Below are 21255 nucleotides of genomic sequence, written 5' to 3'. Positions count from 1 at the left end.
ATACCAATCTAAGACAGTTCAAGATGCTCATGAAATGGTAAAAGATTTGAGAGATATGATTTAAGGTCTGTTTGAAGAATAATTAGTTGTTGATTCTCAAGTAGAATTGGTTCTTTCGCAAATATTCGTCAGCCATCATCCCGAATTTATTGGAGATAACATCATCCTTGCTGACAAAAGATTTAATTTGCATCGGTCGTACATCGTTCGCTTTATCATCTTTAATTTGCTATTTCTCCCTTCAACAAATCCATTACTCAAATCACAGGTTACTGCATTTTCGATAGCGTCAATGTCTTTGTTTAACCCATTTACAAATGAAGCTAGTTCTTTCATCTCACAATTGGAGTAGCGTTCGATAAACAAGTACAGCATTGGCACATTTTTGTTTTTGAACATATTTCTGAATTCTTCAATACATTGTTTGAGTCTATATAATATTGGATATTGCTTAAAGATATACTTTTGATGTTCAGCAGTTAATTCGCCATTCATCCATAAATATCTAGACACACCAATTCGAGTAATAAAGCCGTATTTACTGCCTACTGAATCGGCTTTGTGCTTAAGTACTGTTATCTTATTTCTCATATATAGGAGTGGTTCAAATGTCTTTCCTGTAGCCTGTTCAACCTTTCTCAAATAGTCATAGACATTTATGGAGCCGCCTTCATAACCTAATTCCATTATTCGTTCTATTGTCTTGCGCTTGCTATAACCTGTGTTAAGGCACTCAACGATAGTTTCTTGATAAATAGCCATTTTACTTTGTCTAATGCATATCTTCTTACTGTATTACGACTTATTCCAAGCCGTCTAGCTACCTCGCGTTTGGTGCTATCTTCTTTTATGAATTTTTATATTTTGGCGATAAGTTGATAACGCTTTATGGCTAAAATCAGGAGGTTATCCACAGCTGGTGGCATTTTTTTACCGTTATACTTTTCATGTATGGTTGAATCATTTTTATTATCAACTTCAATTTCTGATTCTTTAGGTATCTTTACCGTAGTGGGTAATTCACGATTAAGTGATTAGTTTATTGCTTCTAAAAGGTTCTGATGAAGGTGGAATTTTCCAGCCACTTGCATGGCGTCAAGGAGTTCTTCCGAAATAGCTTTTGCATAAGCGCTTGCTCTATCTTTTGTAACGACCTTGACATGTTTGTTATTTTTTTAACCATTCTTTTAAGCTTTTTCCATCTCTGCCTTCCAATATCGTAACGGATTTATGAGTGGTCTCGTCAACGATTATTATCCCATAATTATGTCGATTTTTTGTTGCAAAATCATCGACACCGATAATCGGACCACATTGGAATGAAGGTTGATTTTCATAATGCTTTAGTAATAGACAAATGATTGTATCTCTGCTTATATGTATCTCAATGAGTTTGCTTGTTCTAGCCAAACCTTCGCAATTTGTCCCTAATGCTAAAGAGCAAAGGAAGTCTTCTAGCCGTTCAGTCATTCGACTATAGTAATCAATAAAACCATTGAATGTTTCTGTAATTGTACTCACTTCACAGTCTTTATTGTCACAATAGTATTCTCTTGCTCTTATGTGCAACGTAGCGTTTTTACTCAATATCGGGAAAACCTGATCTTTTTTTTGTAGGTACCGTGACAATGTTCAGATACTGTGTTGTATTTTGGTAAATTGCATGTATTTGTTATTGAGTTTAGTTTTATCTCGATACTACTATTGTCTTCTTGAATTTTATTAATATGAGGTCCTTCAAATGGAAAAAAGAACGAATATTCAAACAATTATTATCACTTATATGACTAATAGCATCCTTAAAAATATTACTTATATATTATCATGAATTCGCCTTAAAATATAGCACTTTACAGATATTTGCGGAAGAAGCTTTATATTGATGACTTGTTATTGTTTAAGTGGGAAGATGATGAACATACTTATGCCTGTGCTTGAAGGTGGTAAAATGGGTTTTAGACAAATGGCTCTCCTTATTGGCGAATATGCCAACTTAAAAATCCATAAAATTACTTGCATTTAATTAGAATTATTGTAGTGAAATATTTACTAAGATGTGAAATATAACTACTAAAATATGTAAAAAACACACATAAATAAAATTAGAATATGATAATATTTTATATGTAATCAATAGTCTCTCAGAATTAGAGAATTTGAAACAATGAACTTTTAAAACTTAATAGCTAAAGAAAAAACAAAAAGATTGGTAAAATTTGACATGACTAATAGGCATAAACGACTTTATGTCTTAAACTTATAGATGTCTTAGTTAAGGGCCTCGTTTAACAAATATGATTTGAAATGCTTTTAGAGAAGACATTTCCCAGGCATCAAGATGTTGTAGCATCATGATGGCATAGAGTTGGCGGTACCACATCTTAGATGAACGGTGCTTGCCGTCTTCTAGTTTATAGTTTTTTTCCTGTCGTTTGTTTGAACGTTCTGTTGAAGAACGTTGGGCAAACTCATTTTTCCAGTCTTTACTTCCCCTAGGCGGTATGTAAAATAATCGAGAATTATCTTTAAGTGGTGCGTGTACAGTACGTCCGATTTTAGTGTCAGAGCAAGGAGTATCACAAAAATATTAACCTTTACGAGATAGTTTTGGATGACGAAATTTGGCGCATTTTTTGGAATGTTCAACACGATGCGACGCATACGTAAGTCCTCACGGCAGATGGGAAAACTGTCTTCACCGATTGTAAATGAATCTTTATATTTAAAAACACCAAGTTTATGGGGATTAAGTGCAATGAGTAGCTGAATATAATATTATAAACAGTAGTCATAGATAGGGTCAGCATCATGGGCGGAGCCCAGAATAAGTTTTGAATATTAATTTTAGGAAGATAAGCCTACAACATAAAAAAAGAGTGCATATAAGGAAGACATATCATGGCATGAAGCTGATTCTAACATAGGAAACACAGACGGATCATTAAAAGAATTAGAAGCTACAAAAATATAAAAGTGATAACCGTTAAAGTACTTTACTCTAGATGAATCCCATTCCCAGCAAAAGACAAGCTATCTAAATCAATAAGTCTTTTGTTATGAGATAGAATAAAAAACTTCTAAGTGTAGAGTTTAAGAACTAAAGCAAAAGGATTAGGAAAAAGATTAAGAAAATGGGATGCAAAAACATCTTGATAATTAGAATGAGAAACAAACGTTGGAAACATAAAAATACCTCCGGCAATAGAATAAAAATAATTACATTCGGCGAAAAATTATGGAGAATTGTCAAGAGTTTTTGGCGAAAAAAATGGAGGTTTTTATAAAGCTAGAAGTTGGAAGCATTGATTTTTCGGGCTTTGTAATTCCGAGAGACTATAATCAAATAAAAGGAGGAAATATTATGAAAAGAATTTTATCATTATTATTAGTTCTATCTATGATAAGTATCATGTTTATTGGATGTGGAAATGCAGATGAAGGTGATACAATGGACAATGCGACTGAACAGACAGAAAGTGACGTGACAGATAATAGTACATTAGAAGAGACAACTCTTTCTGTTGTTTTTGCGGGTGGAGATCCACTTAGTAAACAACAACTTGAAGAAAGAATTGAGGGCTTCATGGAAGAAAACCCTACAGTTACTCTTTTAGCTATGCCATCAGGATCAGGAGCTTATCTTGACTTTGTTAAAACTAAAGATGCGGTAGGCGAATTTCCAGATATTCTAGAAGCTAGAAATACACCTATTTGGGTAAGAGCTGGAAAATTAGCTCCTTTACCAGAAGAAACAAAAGAAAAATTTGCTGATTTGCCATTATACGAAAATACAGCATACATTGCTCCTCTGTTTGAAATGGCTCCGGCAGGTGGAGTGTATTATAATAAAGCAATGTTTGATGAATATGGATTGGAAGAACCACAAACATATACGGAATTTTTAGAGTTATCTCAGACATTAGTGGATAATGGAGAGGTTCCACTAGTTATTGGTGGTAAGGACGGATGGCATATGGGATTTACATGGGCATACTATTGGTCTAAACACGTATTTTCTGATAACTTAGATTGGTTAGCTGAACGCTATAGAGGGAATGTAAGCTTTCAAGATGATAATGTTAAATCGATGTTTGCTGAATATTCGGAGCTATTTAATAGCGAGTATGTAGAAAAAGGTTGGTTAAGTACAGGGGACAATCAAATTGCTTCATTCTTAGTAACTGGAAAAGCGGCAATGTTTATTTCGGGACCATGGATGATGCAGCAAATTGAAGATGCAGATCCAACGTTTGAGTATGGTTGGTTTCCACTAAGAGACGATGAGGGTAACGCTTATGTAATTGGTGGGACACAATTACAAGGATGGGCATTATCTTCAGAGGCAGCAGAAGACCCGGCAAAAGTGGCGGCATTTAATGCATTTATGGATTATTTTTACAGTGATGAAGTTTATGCGGAGTATTTGAGACAAGGAGCTATGTATGCAGCGACTATAGATAAACCGGAAGTTAACTATGATAATCCGATTATGGCAAAATATAAAGAGGTAATAGAAGCAGATGATACAATTGCTCTACTTCAATGGAACAATTATTGGGGAGAGAACGAATTAAATGGTGCATTTAGAAACTATGCATACAAAGCGTTCCAAGATATGATTGGGACTGGTGGGACTGTAGATGAATTAACAGAAGCGCTTGATAAAGAATGGGACCTTCAAGCAGAACAATTTAACCCTACTGAGTAAAAAGGATAAATAAAATGTTAAGTTGCCTCAAGTAATTATTTGAGGCAACTTTTTTAAAAAAATAAAATCGATTAGGAAAGGGAAATTCATGAATGATAATAAACCAAATATTATATATATTCTTGCAGACGATATGGGGTATGGAGATGTATCTTGTCTAAATAAAAATTCCAAAATAAGGACACCTAATTTTGATAGCATAGCAGATAATGGCATGATATTCACAGATGCACACTCATCTTCAGCTGTATGTACCCCCTCAAGATATTCGATTTTAACAGGGAGATATAATTGGCGTTCTGCATTAAAAAGTGGTGTTTTAGGTGGATACTCACCATCTCTCATTGAAAAAGGCAGAACGACAGTAGCGTCCATGTTAAAAACATGTAATTATAACACTGCATGTATTGGAAAGTGGCATTTAGGTATGGACTGGAAGTTTGATAAAGAAGTTACGATAGAGCCTGGTCATAGAACAACATTAGGTGTTGACTATTCGGCTCCCATAAAAAATGGACCGATTGAATTTGGGTTTGACTATTATTATGGCATAAGCGGATCATTAGATATGCCTCCATATGTATATATTGAAAACAATCAGGTTACTGAACTGCCAACGAATATGACGGCAAATACAGGAAAAAAGTTTTGGAGAAATGGTCCAACAGCTCCAAATTTTAAACACGAAGAAGTTTTGCCAACCCTTACAAAAAAAGTTTTGGATCAAATAGATCAATGGGAAGACGAACCCTTTTTTATTTATTACCCGTTGCCAGCTCCTCACACACCTATATTACCGACAAAAAAATTTCAAGGTCAAACAAATACAAATGAATATGGTGATTTTGTATTAATGTGTGATGATGTTGTCGGTCAAATTGTTAATAAACTTAAAGAAAAAGGTTTGTACGAGAATACCATACTCATATATACATCGGATAATGGGTGCTCACCAGAGGCAAATTTTGAGGAATTGAAAAATAAAGGGCATAATCCAAATCATATTTTCAGAGGGCATAAAGCGGATATTTATGAAGGTGGTCATAGAATTCCTCTTTTAATTCAGTGGCCAAAAAAAATAAAGCCTAAATCAGTCATAAATGAACCAGTATGTTTAACTGATTTTGCAGCAACAGTTGCTGACATTGTAGACTATAATATTTGTGATAATGAATGTGAAGATAGCGTAAGCAATATTGATTTGTGGCTTGGAGATGAATATTCATCACCTCTTAGGGAAGCCACAGTTCATCACTCGATCAACGGATCTTTCTCAATACGAAAAGAAAATTGGAAATTAGAGATGTGTCCCGGATCAGGAGGATGGAGTTTTCCAAAGCCAGAAGAAGATACACAAGGATTGCCTCCGATTCAATTATATGATTTATCTAAGGATATTGGTGAACAAGTCAATGTACAAGAATTGAATCCAGAGGTTGTAGAAGAACTAAAAAATTTGTTAATTAAATATATCAAGGATGGGCGAAGTACAAAAGGAAAGCCTCAAAAAAACACAGATCCAGAGTGGATTCAAAATTTTCAATGGATTAATGAGGTGTAATATGCAAACATATCCTAATATATTATGGATTTTTTCTGATCAGCATAGAGCTCAAGCGATGAGTTGTGCTGGGGATTCCAATATTTTAACAGTTAACATGGATAGATTAGCAAATAGTGGGGTGAGATTTAATAATGCCTTTTCAAATACACCCATTTGTTCCCCATCACGAGGATGTGTTTACACAGGGAAATATGCCACAAGACATGGAGCGTTCTGCTTACATGTTCCACCAAAACCTAATCAAAGATTGCTACAAGAAGAACTAAAAGTATTAGGTTATTATACATCACATTATGGTAAATGGCATTTAAGTGGTGGAGCAGCACCCAGTCATTTTGTATCGTCTTATTTTCGCCCTGGTTGGGATGAATGGAAAGCATGGGAAAATTCTAATATGCCATGGGAGACTGAATATTCAGAAGGGGATTTTCCGCTTCCAATAAGAACACTTATAGGATATCAAACAGATGCCCTTACAGATATGACCATTGAATTTATTCGTAAACAATCCAACACGGAGTGCCCATGGTTTCATGTGATGAGTGTTGAACCACCCCATGAACCGCATACTCCACCGAATAAATATATCGAACAATTCCAGAATATTGAATTCGAGATAAGAAAAAACGTTCCTAAAAAATATTTTGATAATCCTAAAAATAAAGAGAAGCTCATAGGATATTATGGACAAATAAAAAATCTAGATGATAATATCGGAAGAATTTTAGATGCGTTGAGAAAAACAAGGCAAATAGATAATACTATAATCTTCTATTTTTCGGATCATGGAGAAATGCTTGGAAGTCATAATCTCAGCGGAAAATCAACGTTTTATGTTGAAGCTAGTAAAATACCGCTAATTATTTCGTACCCTAAAAAGGTACCACAAGGCATAGTTACAAATGAAAATATAAGCACAATTGATTTTTTTCCTACTTTGCTTGGGATGATTGGAGCAGATATACCTAAAGATATTGAAGGAATAGATTGTTCAGAGTATATATTTGGTAATAAAGAAAAACTTAACCAAGAAGTTTTGATACAATTCGAAAGAAGATTTTATGGAGTTCCTGAACCAGACAGAATTTTTAGGGCAATTGTGGAAGGCGATTATATGTATGTATATTTTTTGAATGAAACGAAAAAGCTCTATAATATACATGAAGATGAACTTCAATTAAATAATTTAGCTAATAGTAAGAAAGAATTAGTTAATCGGTTGCATCAACGCTTAATGCTGAAATTAGAGAGTATTGGCGATCATTTCTTTCAAAGAAAGATTGAGGAGGAAAGAGATGAGGCTAAAGATTAAAAAGTTGTATATAAAACGATAAATAATACTTGTTTAGAAATGAAAATTTATTCGGAACAAGTAAAAAATAATTTCTATGGGAAATATATTTAAACTTATCTCTTACAAAAAAACATGGTTTTTTTATTTTTGGACGTTCGGACAATAATAAAGATTACTATGATGCTTTAAATAAAATGACTGAGTTCTTAAAGAAACATAGATAGGAAAAGTGAATTTTTACTACTTATACATGAAGAAAGTAAACTGTAAGGATATTGGACTATGATAAAATAGATATATAATAAAGAGATATTAGAAGGAGGAAAAAATGTTTAAAAAAATCACAAGACAAGAACGGGGATATTTGTATTTTATATTACCTGCATTTATTTTATTTACAGTGTTCATTACCTATCCTGTTGTTAACAGTTTTAACTTAGCACTGACAAATTGGGATGGAATTTCTCCTGATTTAGAGTATGTGGGTTTATATAACTTTAAAGTTATGATTACTAATGAACGGGCAATTAATGCACTTACAAACACTTTGATTATTGGTTTTGGTTTTACTATATTAGTAAATATTGTATCTTTAGCATTAGCTCTTTTCGTAGATAACGTAGCTAAAGGGAAAAACTTTTTTAGAAGTGCTTTTTATTTACCGGTTTTAATTAGTGGTGTTATTGCCGGATTAACATGGGGGATCATGTTTAATTACAGTTTCGGTATTATTAATTATATTCTTAATATGTTCGGACTTGAGTCGGTAGATTACTTAGGAAAGATGCCAAATGCATTAATAGCAATTATACTTGTTTTAGTGTGGAGATTTGCAGGATACTATATGATTATTTACCTCGCTGGATTACAAGGTATACCTAAAGAATTGGTGGAATCGTCAAAGATTGACGGAGCATCGAGTTTACAAAGGTTTCGATATATTACGTTTCCGTTATTAGCGGGTTCTTTTACAATAAATATGACATTAGCCTTAATTAATGGTATGAAAGCTTTTGATGTTATTGTTGCTATGACAGATGGTGGACCTGGTTTTTCTACAGAAAATATTTCGTACTTAGTATATAAAGTTGCATTTGCCGAACTACAACAAGGTTATGGAACAGCATTAGCGCTTGCACTATTTGTACTATTGCTCATTATTTCTATATTCCAGGTAACAGTTCTTAAGAAAAGAGAGGTGCAGTTATAATGAAAAGTAAAATATTAAGTTGGGGTTTATTTGTATTTATTCTTATAGCAGTACTCTTATATATTTCTCCGTTTTACATTAGTTTTATTTCGGCTTTTAAACCAAATGGAGAAATAATGCGAGATCCGGTTGCATTACCTGAAAGCTTCTTTTATTTAGAAAACTTTAAATTTTTGCTTGCTAAAACGGATTTCCCAAAAGCGTTTTTGAATAGTGCTTTATTAACAATAGCAGCTGAATTGTGTATATTGTTTATTATTCCTATGGCTGCATATGGAATCGAGCGAACGAATAAAAGAGTAGGAAGTTGGATTTATACATATTTTCTTGCGGCGATGATGGTACCATTTACTGTATATATGATTCCTTTATTTAGACAATTAAAGTTTATCGGGTTATTTGGAACTTTTTATGGCCCTATTCTTATCTATGTATCGGGAGCAATACCTTTTGGTGTGCTTCTATTTACAAGTTTTTTAAAAGGAGTTCCTAGAGAAATAGAAGAAGCAGCTAAAATAGATGGATGCAATAGTTTTAAAACATTTTGGCAAATAGTATTTCCTTTGCTCAAACCGGTTACAGCTTCTATGGTTATTCTGAATGGTTTGGGAATATGGAATGATTTTCTAATGCCCATGCTAGTTTTGCCTTCGAGCAAACCTAAAACAATTAATGTAGAAATTTATCAATTTGTTGATCAATTCGGAGCACGTTGGGATATACTTTTTGCTGGAGTTTTGTGTAGTATTATTCCCGTATTTATTGTATTTGTAAGCTTACAAAAATATTTCGTAAAAGGTATTTCAGCAGGTGCAGCAAAAGGTTAAACAATAAAATTCAAAATAAAAAGGAGATATATAAATGTTAAAAAATGGAGATAAAATATGGTTAGATGAGATTGTTGGAAAAATACATACTAAAATGTCATGGGTCACTGAAAAATCAAGAGAAAAAATTCCATATACAACTTTTGAGGGAGTGCATGATAATCGTCGAATAAATAAAAGTGGTGTTGATTCAGATGGAATTAGTTGGTGGACGAATGGTTTTTGGGCGGGAATGAATTGGCTAATGTATCATGAAACAGGACAAGAAAAATATGCAATAACGGCAAAAAAAACAGATATATGGCTAGACGAATGTTTTGATAAATTTTATGGGATTCATCATGATGTAGGTTTTATGTGGTTGCTTTCGTCGATTGCAAACTATAAAATTACGGGTGATAAAGAAGGAAGACGACGTGGCTTGCATGCAGCAAATATTCTTGCAGGAAGATTTAATCCAATTGGTAAATTTATTCGTGCCTGGGATGGTACTTTACGTACTCAGGATACAACAGGCTGGGCTATAATTGATTGCATGCTTAATATTCCTCTTCTATATTGGGCGTATGAAGAAATAAAAGATCCGCGTTTTTATCACATAGCAACAATGCACGCAGATACAGTAATGGAAAATTTTATTCGACCTGACGGATCATCAGAGCATATTGTTGAATTTGATCCCATGATTGGGGGTAAAGTAACGACATATGGAGGACAAGGGTATTCGAATGGGTCCGCATGGGCACGGGGACAATCATGGGCTTTATATGGATTTATGATGAGTTATATACACACAAAAAATGAACAATATTTAGAAACTGCAAAGCGTGTAGCCCATTATTTCATAGCTAATATTCCTGAAAATGGGCTCATTCCTCAAGATTTTAGAATGCCAAAAGAATCTGCAATTGAAGATTCCAGTGCAGCTGGAATTGCCGCCTGTGGATTAATTGAAATTTCAAAAGTGGTTAATGAGCATGAGAAAGATTTATATTTGGATGCGGCTATAAAAATGTTAAGAGCTTTAAGTGAGAAGCGTTGTGATTGGACTAAAGAATGTGATGCAATTATTCAAAATTGTACGTCCTCCTATCATGGAGAAGGACATAATCATCATATCACAATGACTTATGGAGATTTTTTCTTCATAGAAGCGATTTTTAAATTAAAGGAAAATGATATCTATTTGTGGTAAAAAATAAATATAAAGGACTATATATAAATCGGATTTCAGTATGATATTTTGATCACTGAAAGCCGAGTTATGTATTTTTAGGCATTTTTATAAAAAGTGTTTGATGTTTAGGAGAAAAAACATGAATAAAAATATTTTGAAAATGAGCTATCCGGCGAGATGGTGGAAAGCAATGTGGAGAGAAGCACTGCCCAGTGGAAATGGAGAAATTGGTGCAGCTGTATATGGCGGAACATATGAAGAGACAGTTATGTTGACGCATACAGATCTTTGGTGGAAAGGGAAAACGCCAAGTATGCCAAATGTTAGTGACCAACTACCGAAAGTTAGAGATTTATTAAATATAGGTGAGCCTAGACAGGCAAGGAATATAATTGCAGATGCATTTGTAGAGAAGGAATACAACCCTCAAATGGCTTCGCCCTTACCTCTAGGAGATTTAAAGATTATTATGCCAGCAGAACATGCCTTTAAAAAATATAGTCGGCAATTAAATATGGAGAATGGAGAAGTTAAAGTAGAGTGGTTTGATGGTGGTATCAATTATCATCGTCATGTCTTTGTTTCAAGAGATGACAATATTATTGTATGCAAAATTTCTTCAGAAGGTGGAGTTATTAATAAAGCGAAATTATTTTTTGATTTACATGACCGTAGAGATGCTATGTATCAAGCAGATAATGCAACTATTAAAGTAACTAAAAATCTTGAAGAATATTTACCACAAAACCTTGAAAGAAAAGGTAAAGAAGATTTTTTGTATTATGCAGCAACAAATGATGATGGAACAGACTTCGGAGCAGTTGCAAAAATTTTTGCTAACCACAAGAAGCATATAAATAAAGAACTTTGGGTAGAAGATTCACAAGAAATTCTAGTTTTAATTAAAGTGTTTATAAAGTCTGAAAGGTCTGAAGCATGGAAAAATGCAACTGAAAAATTAAATATAGTTTCAGACTCTTATGAAAAACTACTTCAAAAACATGAAGATATTCATAAAAAATTATTTGATTCTACAAAACTCGACTTATATGCAGACAATAGAGAAATGACGAATGAAGCTCTTTTAATGGAAGCCTATAATAATCAAGTTCCAACAGCTTTAGTTGAAAAAATATGGGCATTTGGTCGTTATTTGCTTATTTCTAGTTCAAAATCAGGGGGGAATCCCTGTCATCTTTATGGATTATGGTGTGGCGAATACCAAGGAATGTGGGCTTTTAATATGCTAAATGAAAATGTTGCAATGATATACTGGCATGCCCTTTCAGGAAATATGCCGGAATTATTACTTGCACTTTTTGATTATTACGAAAAGATGATTGATGACTTTAAAGAAAATGCAAAAAAAATATATGGTTGTAGAGGTATTTATATTCCGGCTCCGACAACTCCAGAATCAGGTTTATTAAAATTAATTTTACCCCACATCATCCATTGGACAGGTGGTGCGGGGTGGCTGGCTCAGCATTATTATGACTACTATTTATTTACTCAAGATATAGAGTTTTTAGCGAAGAGAGCATTGCCTTTTATGAAAGAAGTAGCACTTTTTTATGAAGATTTTTTTGTGATCGATGAAAGAGGATATTTTATAAGTAGTCCATCCAATTCACCAGAAAATACACCAGGAAATTATTGGTATGGAGAAGGAATGAATGGTAGTGAGAAAGATATGGAAACGACAATAAATGCAACAATGGATTTTGCCATAGCAAAAGAAGTTTTGACAAATCTGATTAACGGTTCCAAAGAAGTTAACATGTATGCAGAAAACATAAAAAAATGGGAAGAAATGCTCGAACGTATTCCGCCATATGAAATCAACGAAGACGGAGCAGTTAAAGAATGGATGCATGCATTTTTTGAAGATAATTATCATCATCGACATGAATCTCATATATATCCGGTTTTTCCGGGAATTGAGGTAACAAAAGAAAGCGATCCGAGTTTATTTCAGGCCTTTGTTACAGCTGTAAGAAAACGATTAATAATAGGTCTAAAAGAACAATCGGGGTGGTCATTAGCTCATATGGCTAATAATTATGCGCGTATGGGAGAAGGAGATATGGCTTTAGAATGCTTAGAAATAATGAGCCGTTCTTGTGTTTTAAATAATTTTTATACAACACATAATGATTGGAGAAATATGGGAATTGGTGTCGATATGGATTGGGCTCCAATTCAGTTAGATGCAAATATGGGATGGTGTTCAGCGATTAATGAAATGTTAATGTTTTCAATACCTGGACAAATTAGTATTTTACCCTCATTGCCTAATAAATGGAAAAAAGGAAAAGTGGAAAACCTCTTGGCTAGAGGTGGAATCGAAGTTTCTATTGAATGGGATTATAGTAGCGGTAAAAGTATTGTGGAACTAAAAGCAATTAAAAAGGATAGCTTAATTGATTTAATTATGCCAGATAAGGTTATTTCAGTAAAAGGTCATTCATTAATTAATCACAAAATTTATAAAGTACAACTGATAAAAGAGAAAAAAATACAAATAGAAATGAATTTGAAACCAATCCAACAGGAGGAAATATGCTAAGTTTAGAAACTACAAAATGGGTGAATACGGTTGCAGAGAAGATAGAAGATAAAATGAAGTGGATGAGTGATCAGATTGATGATAAAATACCCTCCCGATGTGTTACTGATCATTATGATGATAAAAAAACAGCGATACCCAAAACGATTGCAGATGGCATTAACTGTTGGACAAATGGATTTTGGCCAGGAATGTTATGGTTAACGTATAATGAAACAAAAATTGAAAAATATAGAGAAATAGCAGAACGTATAGAAGGAGATTTAGATATTTGTTTTGAGCAATATTATGGTCTGCACCATGATGTTGGATTTATGTGGTTGTATTCTTCTGTAGAAAACTATCGAATTACAGAAAATGAAGTGTCAAAAAAACGTGCTTTGCATGCAGCTAATTTATTAGCAGGAAGGTTTAATCCTGTGGGTAAATTTATACGAGCATGGAATGATATAAAAGATGAAGATGCGACAGGCTGGGCAATTATTGATTGTATGATGAATATTCCATTGCTTTATTGGGCTACAGAAGAAACAAACGATCCAAGATTTAAGCATATTGCCATAATGCATGCAGATACTGTAATGGAATCTTTTATACGGGAGGATGGTTCTTCAGAGCATATTGTAGGCTTTGATCCTTGGACAGGAGAAAAAGTAAAAACCTATCGTGGACAAGGTTATGCACTAGGATCGTCATGGACACGTGGTCAGGCATGGGCTCTATATGGATTTATTTTAAGTTATAAGTATACACAGAAAATAGAATATTTAGATATGGCGAAGCGTATCGCCTACTATTTTATGGCAAATATTCCTGAGAACGGAATAATACCTATAGATTTTAAACAAGCAAATGATTCAATGCGAGAAGATAGTTCTGCTGCTACTATTGCAGCATCTGGCTTAATCGATATTGCTATAGCGTTAGACGGAAATGATAATCAGATATATTTAGAAAAGGCAATAAAATTATTACGTACGCTTGATGAAGAACGTTGTGATTGGTCAAAAAACAAAGAAGGAATCGTTACGCGTTGTTCAGGATCATATCATTCAGACCTAGAATATATGTCATTAATTTATGGGGATTATTACTTTATGGAAGCTATGTATAAATTAAAAAATATATCAAAGCAATAGACATGTTTTGAATGATTTAGATGGAAAAACTCCTGAAGTTTACAAAAAACTTCAGGAGTTAGATAATGCATCATATGAGATTTGCTGAATTAATCTTCAAGCAAATAACGTTCTCTTAATGTTTGAGCCCCTTTATATCGATCAGTTTTTTCAAGTCGTTGAATATATTTAGATAAATTGTTCGTGTATGATGAGGTACCCCTTCGCTCATCACTGTCCACATAGGATCTTTGTTGGAAGGATCTTTCATCATTTGTTCATCTTGCCAATCTAAAATGATTTTGCAAGCCTTATCACAAATTTCAGGATAGTTGGAAGTTATATTGCTTTGTTCATAAGGATCTTTTTGAAGATTAAAAAGCATTTCTTTTTCAAATAGATGATAACCATCATAATAAGTTCTAATATAGAGCCTTTTCGAGTGTCTGGCTATAGCTTAAGCCATCCCAGTGATTCCAATGCTTAGTGTTTAATAAGTCGGCCATAGTGGGTAATAAATCAAGGCTATAATGTAATGAGTTATCAACAATACCTTTTTTTAGGCCAGGCCATTTAATGATCATAGGAATGTGACAAGTAGCATGGTCTGCAGTGCCATGTTCAGCATATATACCTAATTCATCCATGTTTTCGCCATGATCCGATGTTATAATAATGGCAGTATCTTTGTATAGATCTAAGGATTTTAGTTTGTCAAAAAGTTACCCTACAAGATAATCTGAGTATAATATACCTGTATCATACCCATTTAAAAAATTTCAAATCTTCCATTGTTTCACACATTCCGATTTGTCGGAGATAATCACCGCCGACATCATCTGAATACATACCGATTTCCATTATAGAATGGAGACCTACATGCTTTTTGTGTTGTTCGAAAATATCCTTAGTAATCCAATCAACAATAGGTTCGTTTTTAAAAGGGTCTCCAAAAGAGTTTGGAACTCGGTATGGTGTATGTGGGTCCCAGAGATGAACATGCAAATACCAATTGTCTTTTGAACCGTTTCGGTCTTACCAGTCTAATGCGTGAGGAATAACTTCTTCGCCGGATTCCATGCCTTGTCCACCTACGTTATAAGTTTCGTTTAAACCAGCATTAAACCACCATGCTGTGACGTTCAGCAAAAGGACTAATGGATGCAGTATGGAATCCAGCAGCTCTAAAAATATTATAAAAACAAACATCGTCAATATAATCTCTCGGGTTTTCCCGGTTAATCGTCTATCAGCTGCTGTTCCACCATGACCAACAGCACCATTCCTGAAACAAAATATTCTGCTAATTAGAGCTGCCCTAGAAGGCAAGCAAGGTGCATCGGAAGTATAATAGTTATTGAATAAAACACCTTCTTTAGCTATAATATCTATATTTGAAGTAGTATCTCTATGATAACCATAGCATCCCATGTGGTCAGGTCGTAATGTGTCAATATCGATAAAAACAATACGCATAAGTACCTCCCCGAAATTGTAAATTAATAAGTATCTAATAGTATTAAATTATGACACTATTAGAAATAATAGAGAATAAACACCAAGAAACTAGCACAATATCGTACATTATACTCAAAAGGAGCCTCGCTTAAAATTGTAAGAGAGATTTTAAAATATATTACCCAATATTATAATGAGACATTAAACTTTTCTAGAATTTGCCATCATTTTGTAATTTCAAAATCGCATTTGGGGCATATATTTAAAGAATATACAGGGCAAACAGTTCATCAATATATTAGTGATTACCGTTGTCAAATTGCAACAACATTAATACTAAACAAGACTCCATTAAATCAAGTATATCAAGCCGTAGGTTTTAAAGATTATAATTGTTTTTCACGTATATTTAAAAGAACACAAGGCTTATCATCAAAAAAATTTATGAGTTAAAAAAGAAACATTGACCTTAAATAATTTGACAAAATGTAAAAAAAGACATTATTAATATATAGATTACTTAGGAGGATGAATTTGACGAAAGACTATGATGTTATTATTATTGGTGGAGGTACTTCAGGAACAATGGCTGCAATAGCTGCTGCAAGAAATGGTGCTGATGTATTATTAGTAGAAAAGAATGGATACTTAGGTGGCGTCATGACCGGAGCCGGAGTAGGACCAATGATGACCTTTCATGCAGGTGATGAACAAGTAATTCAGGGTATCATGGGAGAGCTTGTAGAACGCCTGCAAAACAAAGGAATGTCACCAGGGCATATTGCAGATAGTACAGGTTTCACATATACAGTAACTCCCTTTGATAATGAAGGTTTAAAAGTTGAAGAAGAACAAATGGTTATGGAAAGTGGTGCGGATCTTCTATTTCATACAAGCCTAGCAGATGTTAAGGTAGACAATAATAGGATTAAAGAAGTTATTCTATGTAATAAAAATGGACTTGAAAGTTATAGAGCTAAAGTATATATTGATGCAACAGGGGATGCAGATTTATCCGTTTGGTCAGGTGTAGAATATACAAAAGGACGACATGATGGGAAAATGCAACCACTAACCTTAATGTTAAAAATGAATAACGTAGATATTGATAAAGTCAAAGAATATGTTGTAAACAATCCAGATCAATTTCCTAGGTTGAATGGAAATACAGAACAAGTCGTTAAGGCTAACCGACTTTCTTTGGCTGGTTTTACCATGTTATTTGAAGAAGCTAAACAGAAAAAAATGATTTCAACAGAGAGAGAAGACATCTTGTTTTTTGAAACAAATACACCAGGAGAAGTTATTTTTAATACAAGTCGCATTTTAAATTGTGATGGAACTGATCCGGTGAGTTTAACCAAGGCAGAAATCGAAGGTAGAAAACAAACAAGTGAAATTGCCGCTTTTGTTAAAGAATATATTCCCGGATTTGAAAATTCCAAGGTCGTCCAAACAGGCCCATCGGTTGGGGTTAGAGGTTCACGACAAATTGTTGGGGTCTATACATTAACGACAGATGACTTAATTAAAGGAAAGCGATTTGAAGATCGTATTACTGTTGGAGGTTATCCTATTGATATTCATTCACCGGAAGGTGCTGGGACAGACGTTGTCAAAATGGAATGGGGACATCGCTACTATATTCCATATCGAACACTAGTTAATGATCGAATTGATAATCTAATTACAGTTGGACGATGTGTTTCAGCAACCTATGAAGCGCAAGCCGCCCTACGTGTCTCACCAATTATAGGTGCGGTTGGCCAAGCAGGTGGAACGGCAGCCGCTCTTGTTGTCAATCAAGAAAAGGAAAAAACACAAGATGTTGATATGGATTTATTGAAAAATACATTAATAGAACAAGGAATGTACTTATCCTAAACAATGGTAACTTTTCTTTGTAGAAGCTATCCTGTGGTTAAAAGAAAATCCCTTGCTAGTATGATATCAATAGATGAGTAGGTAGCATTGATTAGAAAAAGGAGGCTATTATGCATGAAAAAGAAAATTAAAAATTTTTTCAAAGGTATCTTTATTCGATTTGTGCTATCATTTATTGTAGTAGGATTACTTCCTATTTCAGGAATGATTTACATTATATATCATAAGTTGCCTATAGAAGTTGAAAGCTATATGATAGCTAATTATGAAGAAATTTTATTATATACTGGTAAAAGTCTAAAAATTAGATTAGATGAATTTGATGCATTACTTAAATCGATTTACTCGTTAGAATCTTTAGATGCTGGAATACAACCTAATCTAGAAGATCAGATTTCTAGCGGAAATATTCGAGATAATCAAGAGAAATTAATGGATCAGTATATTAATAGCGTTTTGTACACGGATCAATATATAGAAAGTGTTTTCTTTTTAAATGCACAAAATAAAGTGTTAGGCTATCAGTCCAAAAGTACAAACTTTTATTATGAAGATATTCAATTTGAAAATATTACTAAATTTAGTGAAATTAGAACTGATAAGCGTAGCTTAACTATATTACCAAGTCATCATGAAGAGTACTTTAGTAAAAAAAATAAAAGAGTTTTGACATTTGCTCGTAATCATTTAGATATTAATTATTTGCCAAGCATTGAAAAAGTGAATAATATATTATTAATTGATGTAAATGATCAATTTATTACAGACATACTTAATCGATTAGAGCTTATAGAGCAAAGTGAGATAATAATTTTAGATCGTGATGAATATCTTATTTATACATCTAAAAACGAAGTCTATGAAAAAGAGAAAGATGTAATTGATGATGTGATTTTTTCAGAAGCAATAACATATGAATCAGGACATTATATTAGCGGTGAAGACTTATATTTTTATAATCATATAGAAGAATATGATTGGTATATGTTTTATAAAGTAAACCGTTTGAGTATGAGCGGAATCATTCAGGAATTGCGTACGGTGGCAACAGTTTTATTAGTACTAATAGTTATAACTTTTATATTGTTTGCACTTATTTTTTCGCAAAAACTATCAAAACCAATAAAAAATATTAGTACACAAATGAAAAAAGTAGCATATGGTGACTTGACGACAAAAGTAGAGGTTCAAGATAGCTATGAAGCTATGCAATTAGCAGAAGCATTTAATAAAATGACAGAAAAATTGAAGGAATATATTGAAAAAGCATATATGGCCCAAATTAAACAAAAAGAAGCAGAGCTTGATGCAATTAAGACCCAAATAAGACCACATTATTTGTACAATACATTAGAAATTATACGTATGAGTGCACTAGCTGAAGATGCAGAAAATACAGAAGAAATGATTGTTGCGCTTTCGAATCAACTGCGATATGTTATTGGACATAGTAAACAAAGAGTTACATTGAAAATGGAAATTGAAATGATTTATCATTATTTTAAAATAATCAAAATACGATTTGAAAATAGAGTATCTTTAGAAATGAATATTCCAAAAGAATTTTATGAATATAAAATTTTAAAACTCTTGATACAACCAGTAGTTGAAAATGCAGTTATTCATGGGCTAAAAGTTAAAAAGGGAAAAGGCAAGGTTAAACTTAGTGCAAGAGTTGTTGATAACACCTTAGAAGTGCAAATTATTGATGATGGAATAGGCATGGATGAAACCAAAGTAGATATAATCCGAAAAATGCTTGATTCTAACAATTTGAATAATGATATATCAAGTGATCAAGAAAGTATTGGATTAAAAAATGTACATGATCGTATTCAAATGACATATGGAAAACAATTTGGACTTTTTGTGAAAAGTAAAAAAAATTATGGAACTTTAGTGACATTAACGATTCCGGTAGAGAAAGGAGGAGAATAAGTGATTAAGATGATTATAGTAGATGATGAGCCATTAATTGTTCGAGGTATTGAACGATTAGTAAATTGGGGAAAATTAGGTGTAGAGATTGTTGGAACGGCTAACTGTGGGGAAGAGGCATTAGAATTAATACGAAATACAGGGCCTGATGTTGTTATATCAGATATAAGTATGCCGGACTTATCAGGGATTGAAGTTTTAAAAATATTAAATAAAGAAAATATAAATACAAAGATTATTTTCATTAGTGGATATCAAGAATTTGAATATGCAAGAGAGGCATTAAAAGCAGGAGCATTTGATTATCTAGTGAAGCCAATTGATAAGCAACAGTTAACAGAGGCGGTTAATAAGATTGCACAGGATAAGCAATTGACAGATTTTGAAATTAGTTTTTTAAACGATGGAGAAAAACTACAGTCCAATGGATATTATATGTTTTTGAACTGTAAACATGATTTAGACCATACTTTTTCAGAAGAAGAAAAAGAAATTATTTATTTCTCGACATATAATATAATTGAAGAGATTACAAAAAAATATGCAGGACATTGGGTCATAAGTAAAAATAATCATATTTATGTACTAACTTATCATGAAGAGATAATGGAATTAGAACATGTAAAAAATAGTTTGCCAACGGATATTATAGAAAGTGTAAGAGAAGCTACAACACAATTACTTTCCATCGGTGTAAGTGAGGTTGTAGAAGGAATTAATAATGTTAAATTTGCCTATGAAATGTCAAATCAAGTGATGGAAAAAGAATTTTTTTATGGACATGGGAGTGTGTTTTATTATAAAGAAGAATATACCTCTAAATATAAGCTTGAAAAATTATATGAATTACAAGAAAATATAGCAAAGGAAATAATAAAATTTACTAAAAAAAAATATCTTGAGAATTGTGAGTATTTTATAAATATTATTAAAGAAATTGCCCTTTTAGATACAAAAACGATAATTCATTATTATATATCAACCATAAATTTTATTGAAAAAGATGTAATAAAAAAAGGCATTGAAATTGAAGGTATTAACTTAGAAGAGCTTAATAAAAAGTTAAATGCAGTCCACAAATTTCAAGAATTAAAAAATCTAATGATTCAATACTTTTTGAAATTATACGATAAGGTTAATCATTATGTTGAAGTTAAAGAAAATCAAGAAATTTTGACAGTGAGAGAATATATTAAAAAACATTTTAGAGAAAATATTTTACTAGAGACTGTAGCTAATTTGGTGTATATGAACCCTAATTACTTTAGCTTCTATTTTAAAAAACAAATGGGAGTAAATTTCAAGGAATATTTAACAGATATACGAATGCGAGAAGCAGAAAAAATATTAATGACAACAGATAAAAAAATATATGAAATTGCAGAATATGTCGGGTTTAATGATTATAGACATTTTAGTGAAGTTTTTCGAAAAACATACGGGAAATTGCCAAGTGAATATAAACAAAAACAAAAGTAAATTCACAAAGAATAAAGGAGATAAAACTT

General features: G+C 32.8%; 17 protein-coding genes. 12 read left to right on the top strand and 5 right to left on the bottom strand.

The genetic code is table 11. The features are described from left to right. Nucleotides 1-135 precede the first annotated feature (135 nt). The 3 genes from QBE53_15675 to QBE53_15665 all read right to left on the bottom strand — a co-directional run bounded on the left by QBE53_15675 (nucleotide 136) and on the right by QBE53_15665 (nucleotide 1587). Nucleotides 136-762 (bottom strand): transposase, encoded by a 627-nt coding sequence (locus QBE53_15675; protein ID WZL81217.1) that lies wholly within the window; start codon nucleotides 760-762, stop codon nucleotides 136-138. 272 nt (nucleotides 763-1034) lie between these two features. Next, a complete protein-coding gene (locus QBE53_15670; GenBank protein ID WZL83329.1) occupies nucleotides 1035-1115 on the bottom strand; it encodes a hypothetical protein in 81 nt (26 codons plus the stop codon). 52 nt (nucleotides 1116-1167) lie between these two features. Beyond that, entirely contained in the window at nucleotides 1168-1587 is a 420-nt protein-coding gene (locus QBE53_15665) for a hypothetical protein (protein WZL81216.1), read from the bottom strand. A gap of 1024 nt (nucleotides 1588-2611) precedes the next feature. Here QBE53_15665 and QBE53_15660 point away from each other — a divergent pair. From QBE53_15660 to QBE53_15620, 9 genes are all read left to right on the top strand, one after another. Beyond that, nucleotides 2612-2767, top strand: a complete 156-nt coding sequence (locus QBE53_15660) for a hypothetical protein (protein ID WZL81215.1) — start codon at nucleotides 2612-2614, stop codon at nucleotides 2765-2767. 594 nt (nucleotides 2768-3361) lie between these two features. Then, nucleotides 3362-4708: an extracellular solute-binding protein gene (locus tag QBE53_15655; GenBank protein ID WZL81214.1), complete on the top strand. Its 1347-nt coding sequence runs from the start codon at nucleotides 3362-3364 to the stop codon at nucleotides 4706-4708. Nucleotides 4709-4796: 88 nt separating this feature from the next. Next, nucleotides 4797-6269, top strand: coding sequence for an arylsulfatase (locus QBE53_15650; GenBank protein WZL81213.1), 1473 nt, complete (start codon nucleotides 4797-4799; stop codon nucleotides 6267-6269). Between the two features lies 1 nt (nucleotide 6270). After that, nucleotides 6271-7584, top strand: a complete 1314-nt coding sequence (locus QBE53_15645) for a sulfatase-like hydrolase/transferase (protein WZL81212.1) — start codon at nucleotides 6271-6273, stop codon at nucleotides 7582-7584. Between the two features lie 310 nt (nucleotides 7585-7894). After that, the gene (locus tag QBE53_15640) at nucleotides 7895-8776 is read left to right on the top strand and encodes a sugar ABC transporter permease (protein ID WZL81211.1); all 882 of its coding nucleotides are present in this window, start codon (nucleotides 7895-7897) and stop codon (nucleotides 8774-8776) included. Further along, nucleotides 8776-9603 (top strand): carbohydrate ABC transporter permease, encoded by an 828-nt coding sequence (locus QBE53_15635; GenBank protein ID WZL81210.1) that lies wholly within the window; start codon nucleotides 8776-8778, stop codon nucleotides 9601-9603. Before QBE53_15640 ends, QBE53_15635 begins: the two co-directional genes overlap by 1 nt. A gap of 34 nt (nucleotides 9604-9637) precedes the next feature. Then, a complete protein-coding gene (locus QBE53_15630; protein WZL81209.1) occupies nucleotides 9638-10798 on the top strand; it encodes a glycoside hydrolase family 88 protein in 1161 nt (386 codons plus the stop codon). Between the two features lie 121 nt (nucleotides 10799-10919). After that, nucleotides 10920-13349, top strand: coding sequence for a glycoside hydrolase N-terminal domain-containing protein (locus QBE53_15625; GenBank protein WZL81208.1), 2430 nt, complete (start codon nucleotides 10920-10922; stop codon nucleotides 13347-13349). After that, nucleotides 13343-14488, top strand: coding sequence for a glycoside hydrolase family 88 protein (locus tag QBE53_15620; GenBank protein ID WZL81207.1), 1146 nt, complete (start codon nucleotides 13343-13345; stop codon nucleotides 14486-14488). Before QBE53_15625 ends, QBE53_15620 begins: the two co-directional genes overlap by 7 nt. A 401-nt stretch (nucleotides 14489-14889) precedes the next feature. On the opposite strand, the gene QBE53_15615 is transcribed toward QBE53_15620, so the two are convergent. Both QBE53_15615 and QBE53_15610 read right to left on the bottom strand, forming a co-directional pair. Beyond that, nucleotides 14890-15138 (bottom strand): sulfatase-like hydrolase/transferase, encoded by a 249-nt coding sequence (locus tag QBE53_15615; protein WZL83328.1) that lies wholly within the window; start codon nucleotides 15136-15138, stop codon nucleotides 14890-14892. Nucleotides 15139-15502: 364 nt separating this feature from the next. Next, nucleotides 15503-15943, bottom strand: coding sequence for a sulfatase-like hydrolase/transferase (locus QBE53_15610; protein ID WZL81206.1), 441 nt, complete (start codon nucleotides 15941-15943; stop codon nucleotides 15503-15505). 516 nt (nucleotides 15944-16459) lie between these two features. On the opposite strand from QBE53_15610, the gene QBE53_15605 reads away from it, so the two are divergent. The 3 genes from QBE53_15605 to QBE53_15595 all read left to right on the top strand — a co-directional run bounded on the left by QBE53_15605 (nucleotide 16460) and on the right by QBE53_15595 (nucleotide 21226). After that, nucleotides 16460-17809 carry an FAD-dependent oxidoreductase gene (locus tag QBE53_15605; protein ID WZL81205.1) on the top strand — a complete coding sequence of 450 codons (1350 nt, stop codon included), beginning with the start codon at nucleotides 16460-16462 and terminating at the stop codon, nucleotides 17807-17809. Nucleotides 17810-17923: 114 nt separating this feature from the next. Continuing rightward, a complete protein-coding gene (locus QBE53_15600; GenBank protein WZL81204.1) occupies nucleotides 17924-19747 on the top strand; it encodes a histidine kinase in 1824 nt (607 codons plus the stop codon). A gap of 9 nt (nucleotides 19748-19756) precedes the next feature. After that, entirely contained in the window at nucleotides 19757-21226 is a 1470-nt protein-coding gene (locus QBE53_15595; GenBank protein WZL83327.1) for a response regulator, read from the top strand. The last annotated feature ends 29 nt before the right edge of the window (nucleotides 21227-21255 follow it).

The sequence above is a fragment of the Vallitaleaceae bacterium 9-2 genome (assembly GCA_038396585.1).
Classification (GTDB): Bacteria; Bacillota; Clostridia; order Lachnospirales; family Vallitaleaceae; genus UBA1351.
The sequence above is the reverse complement of the archived record's forward strand: the minus strand, read 5'-3'. Positions and strand labels throughout refer to the sequence as shown.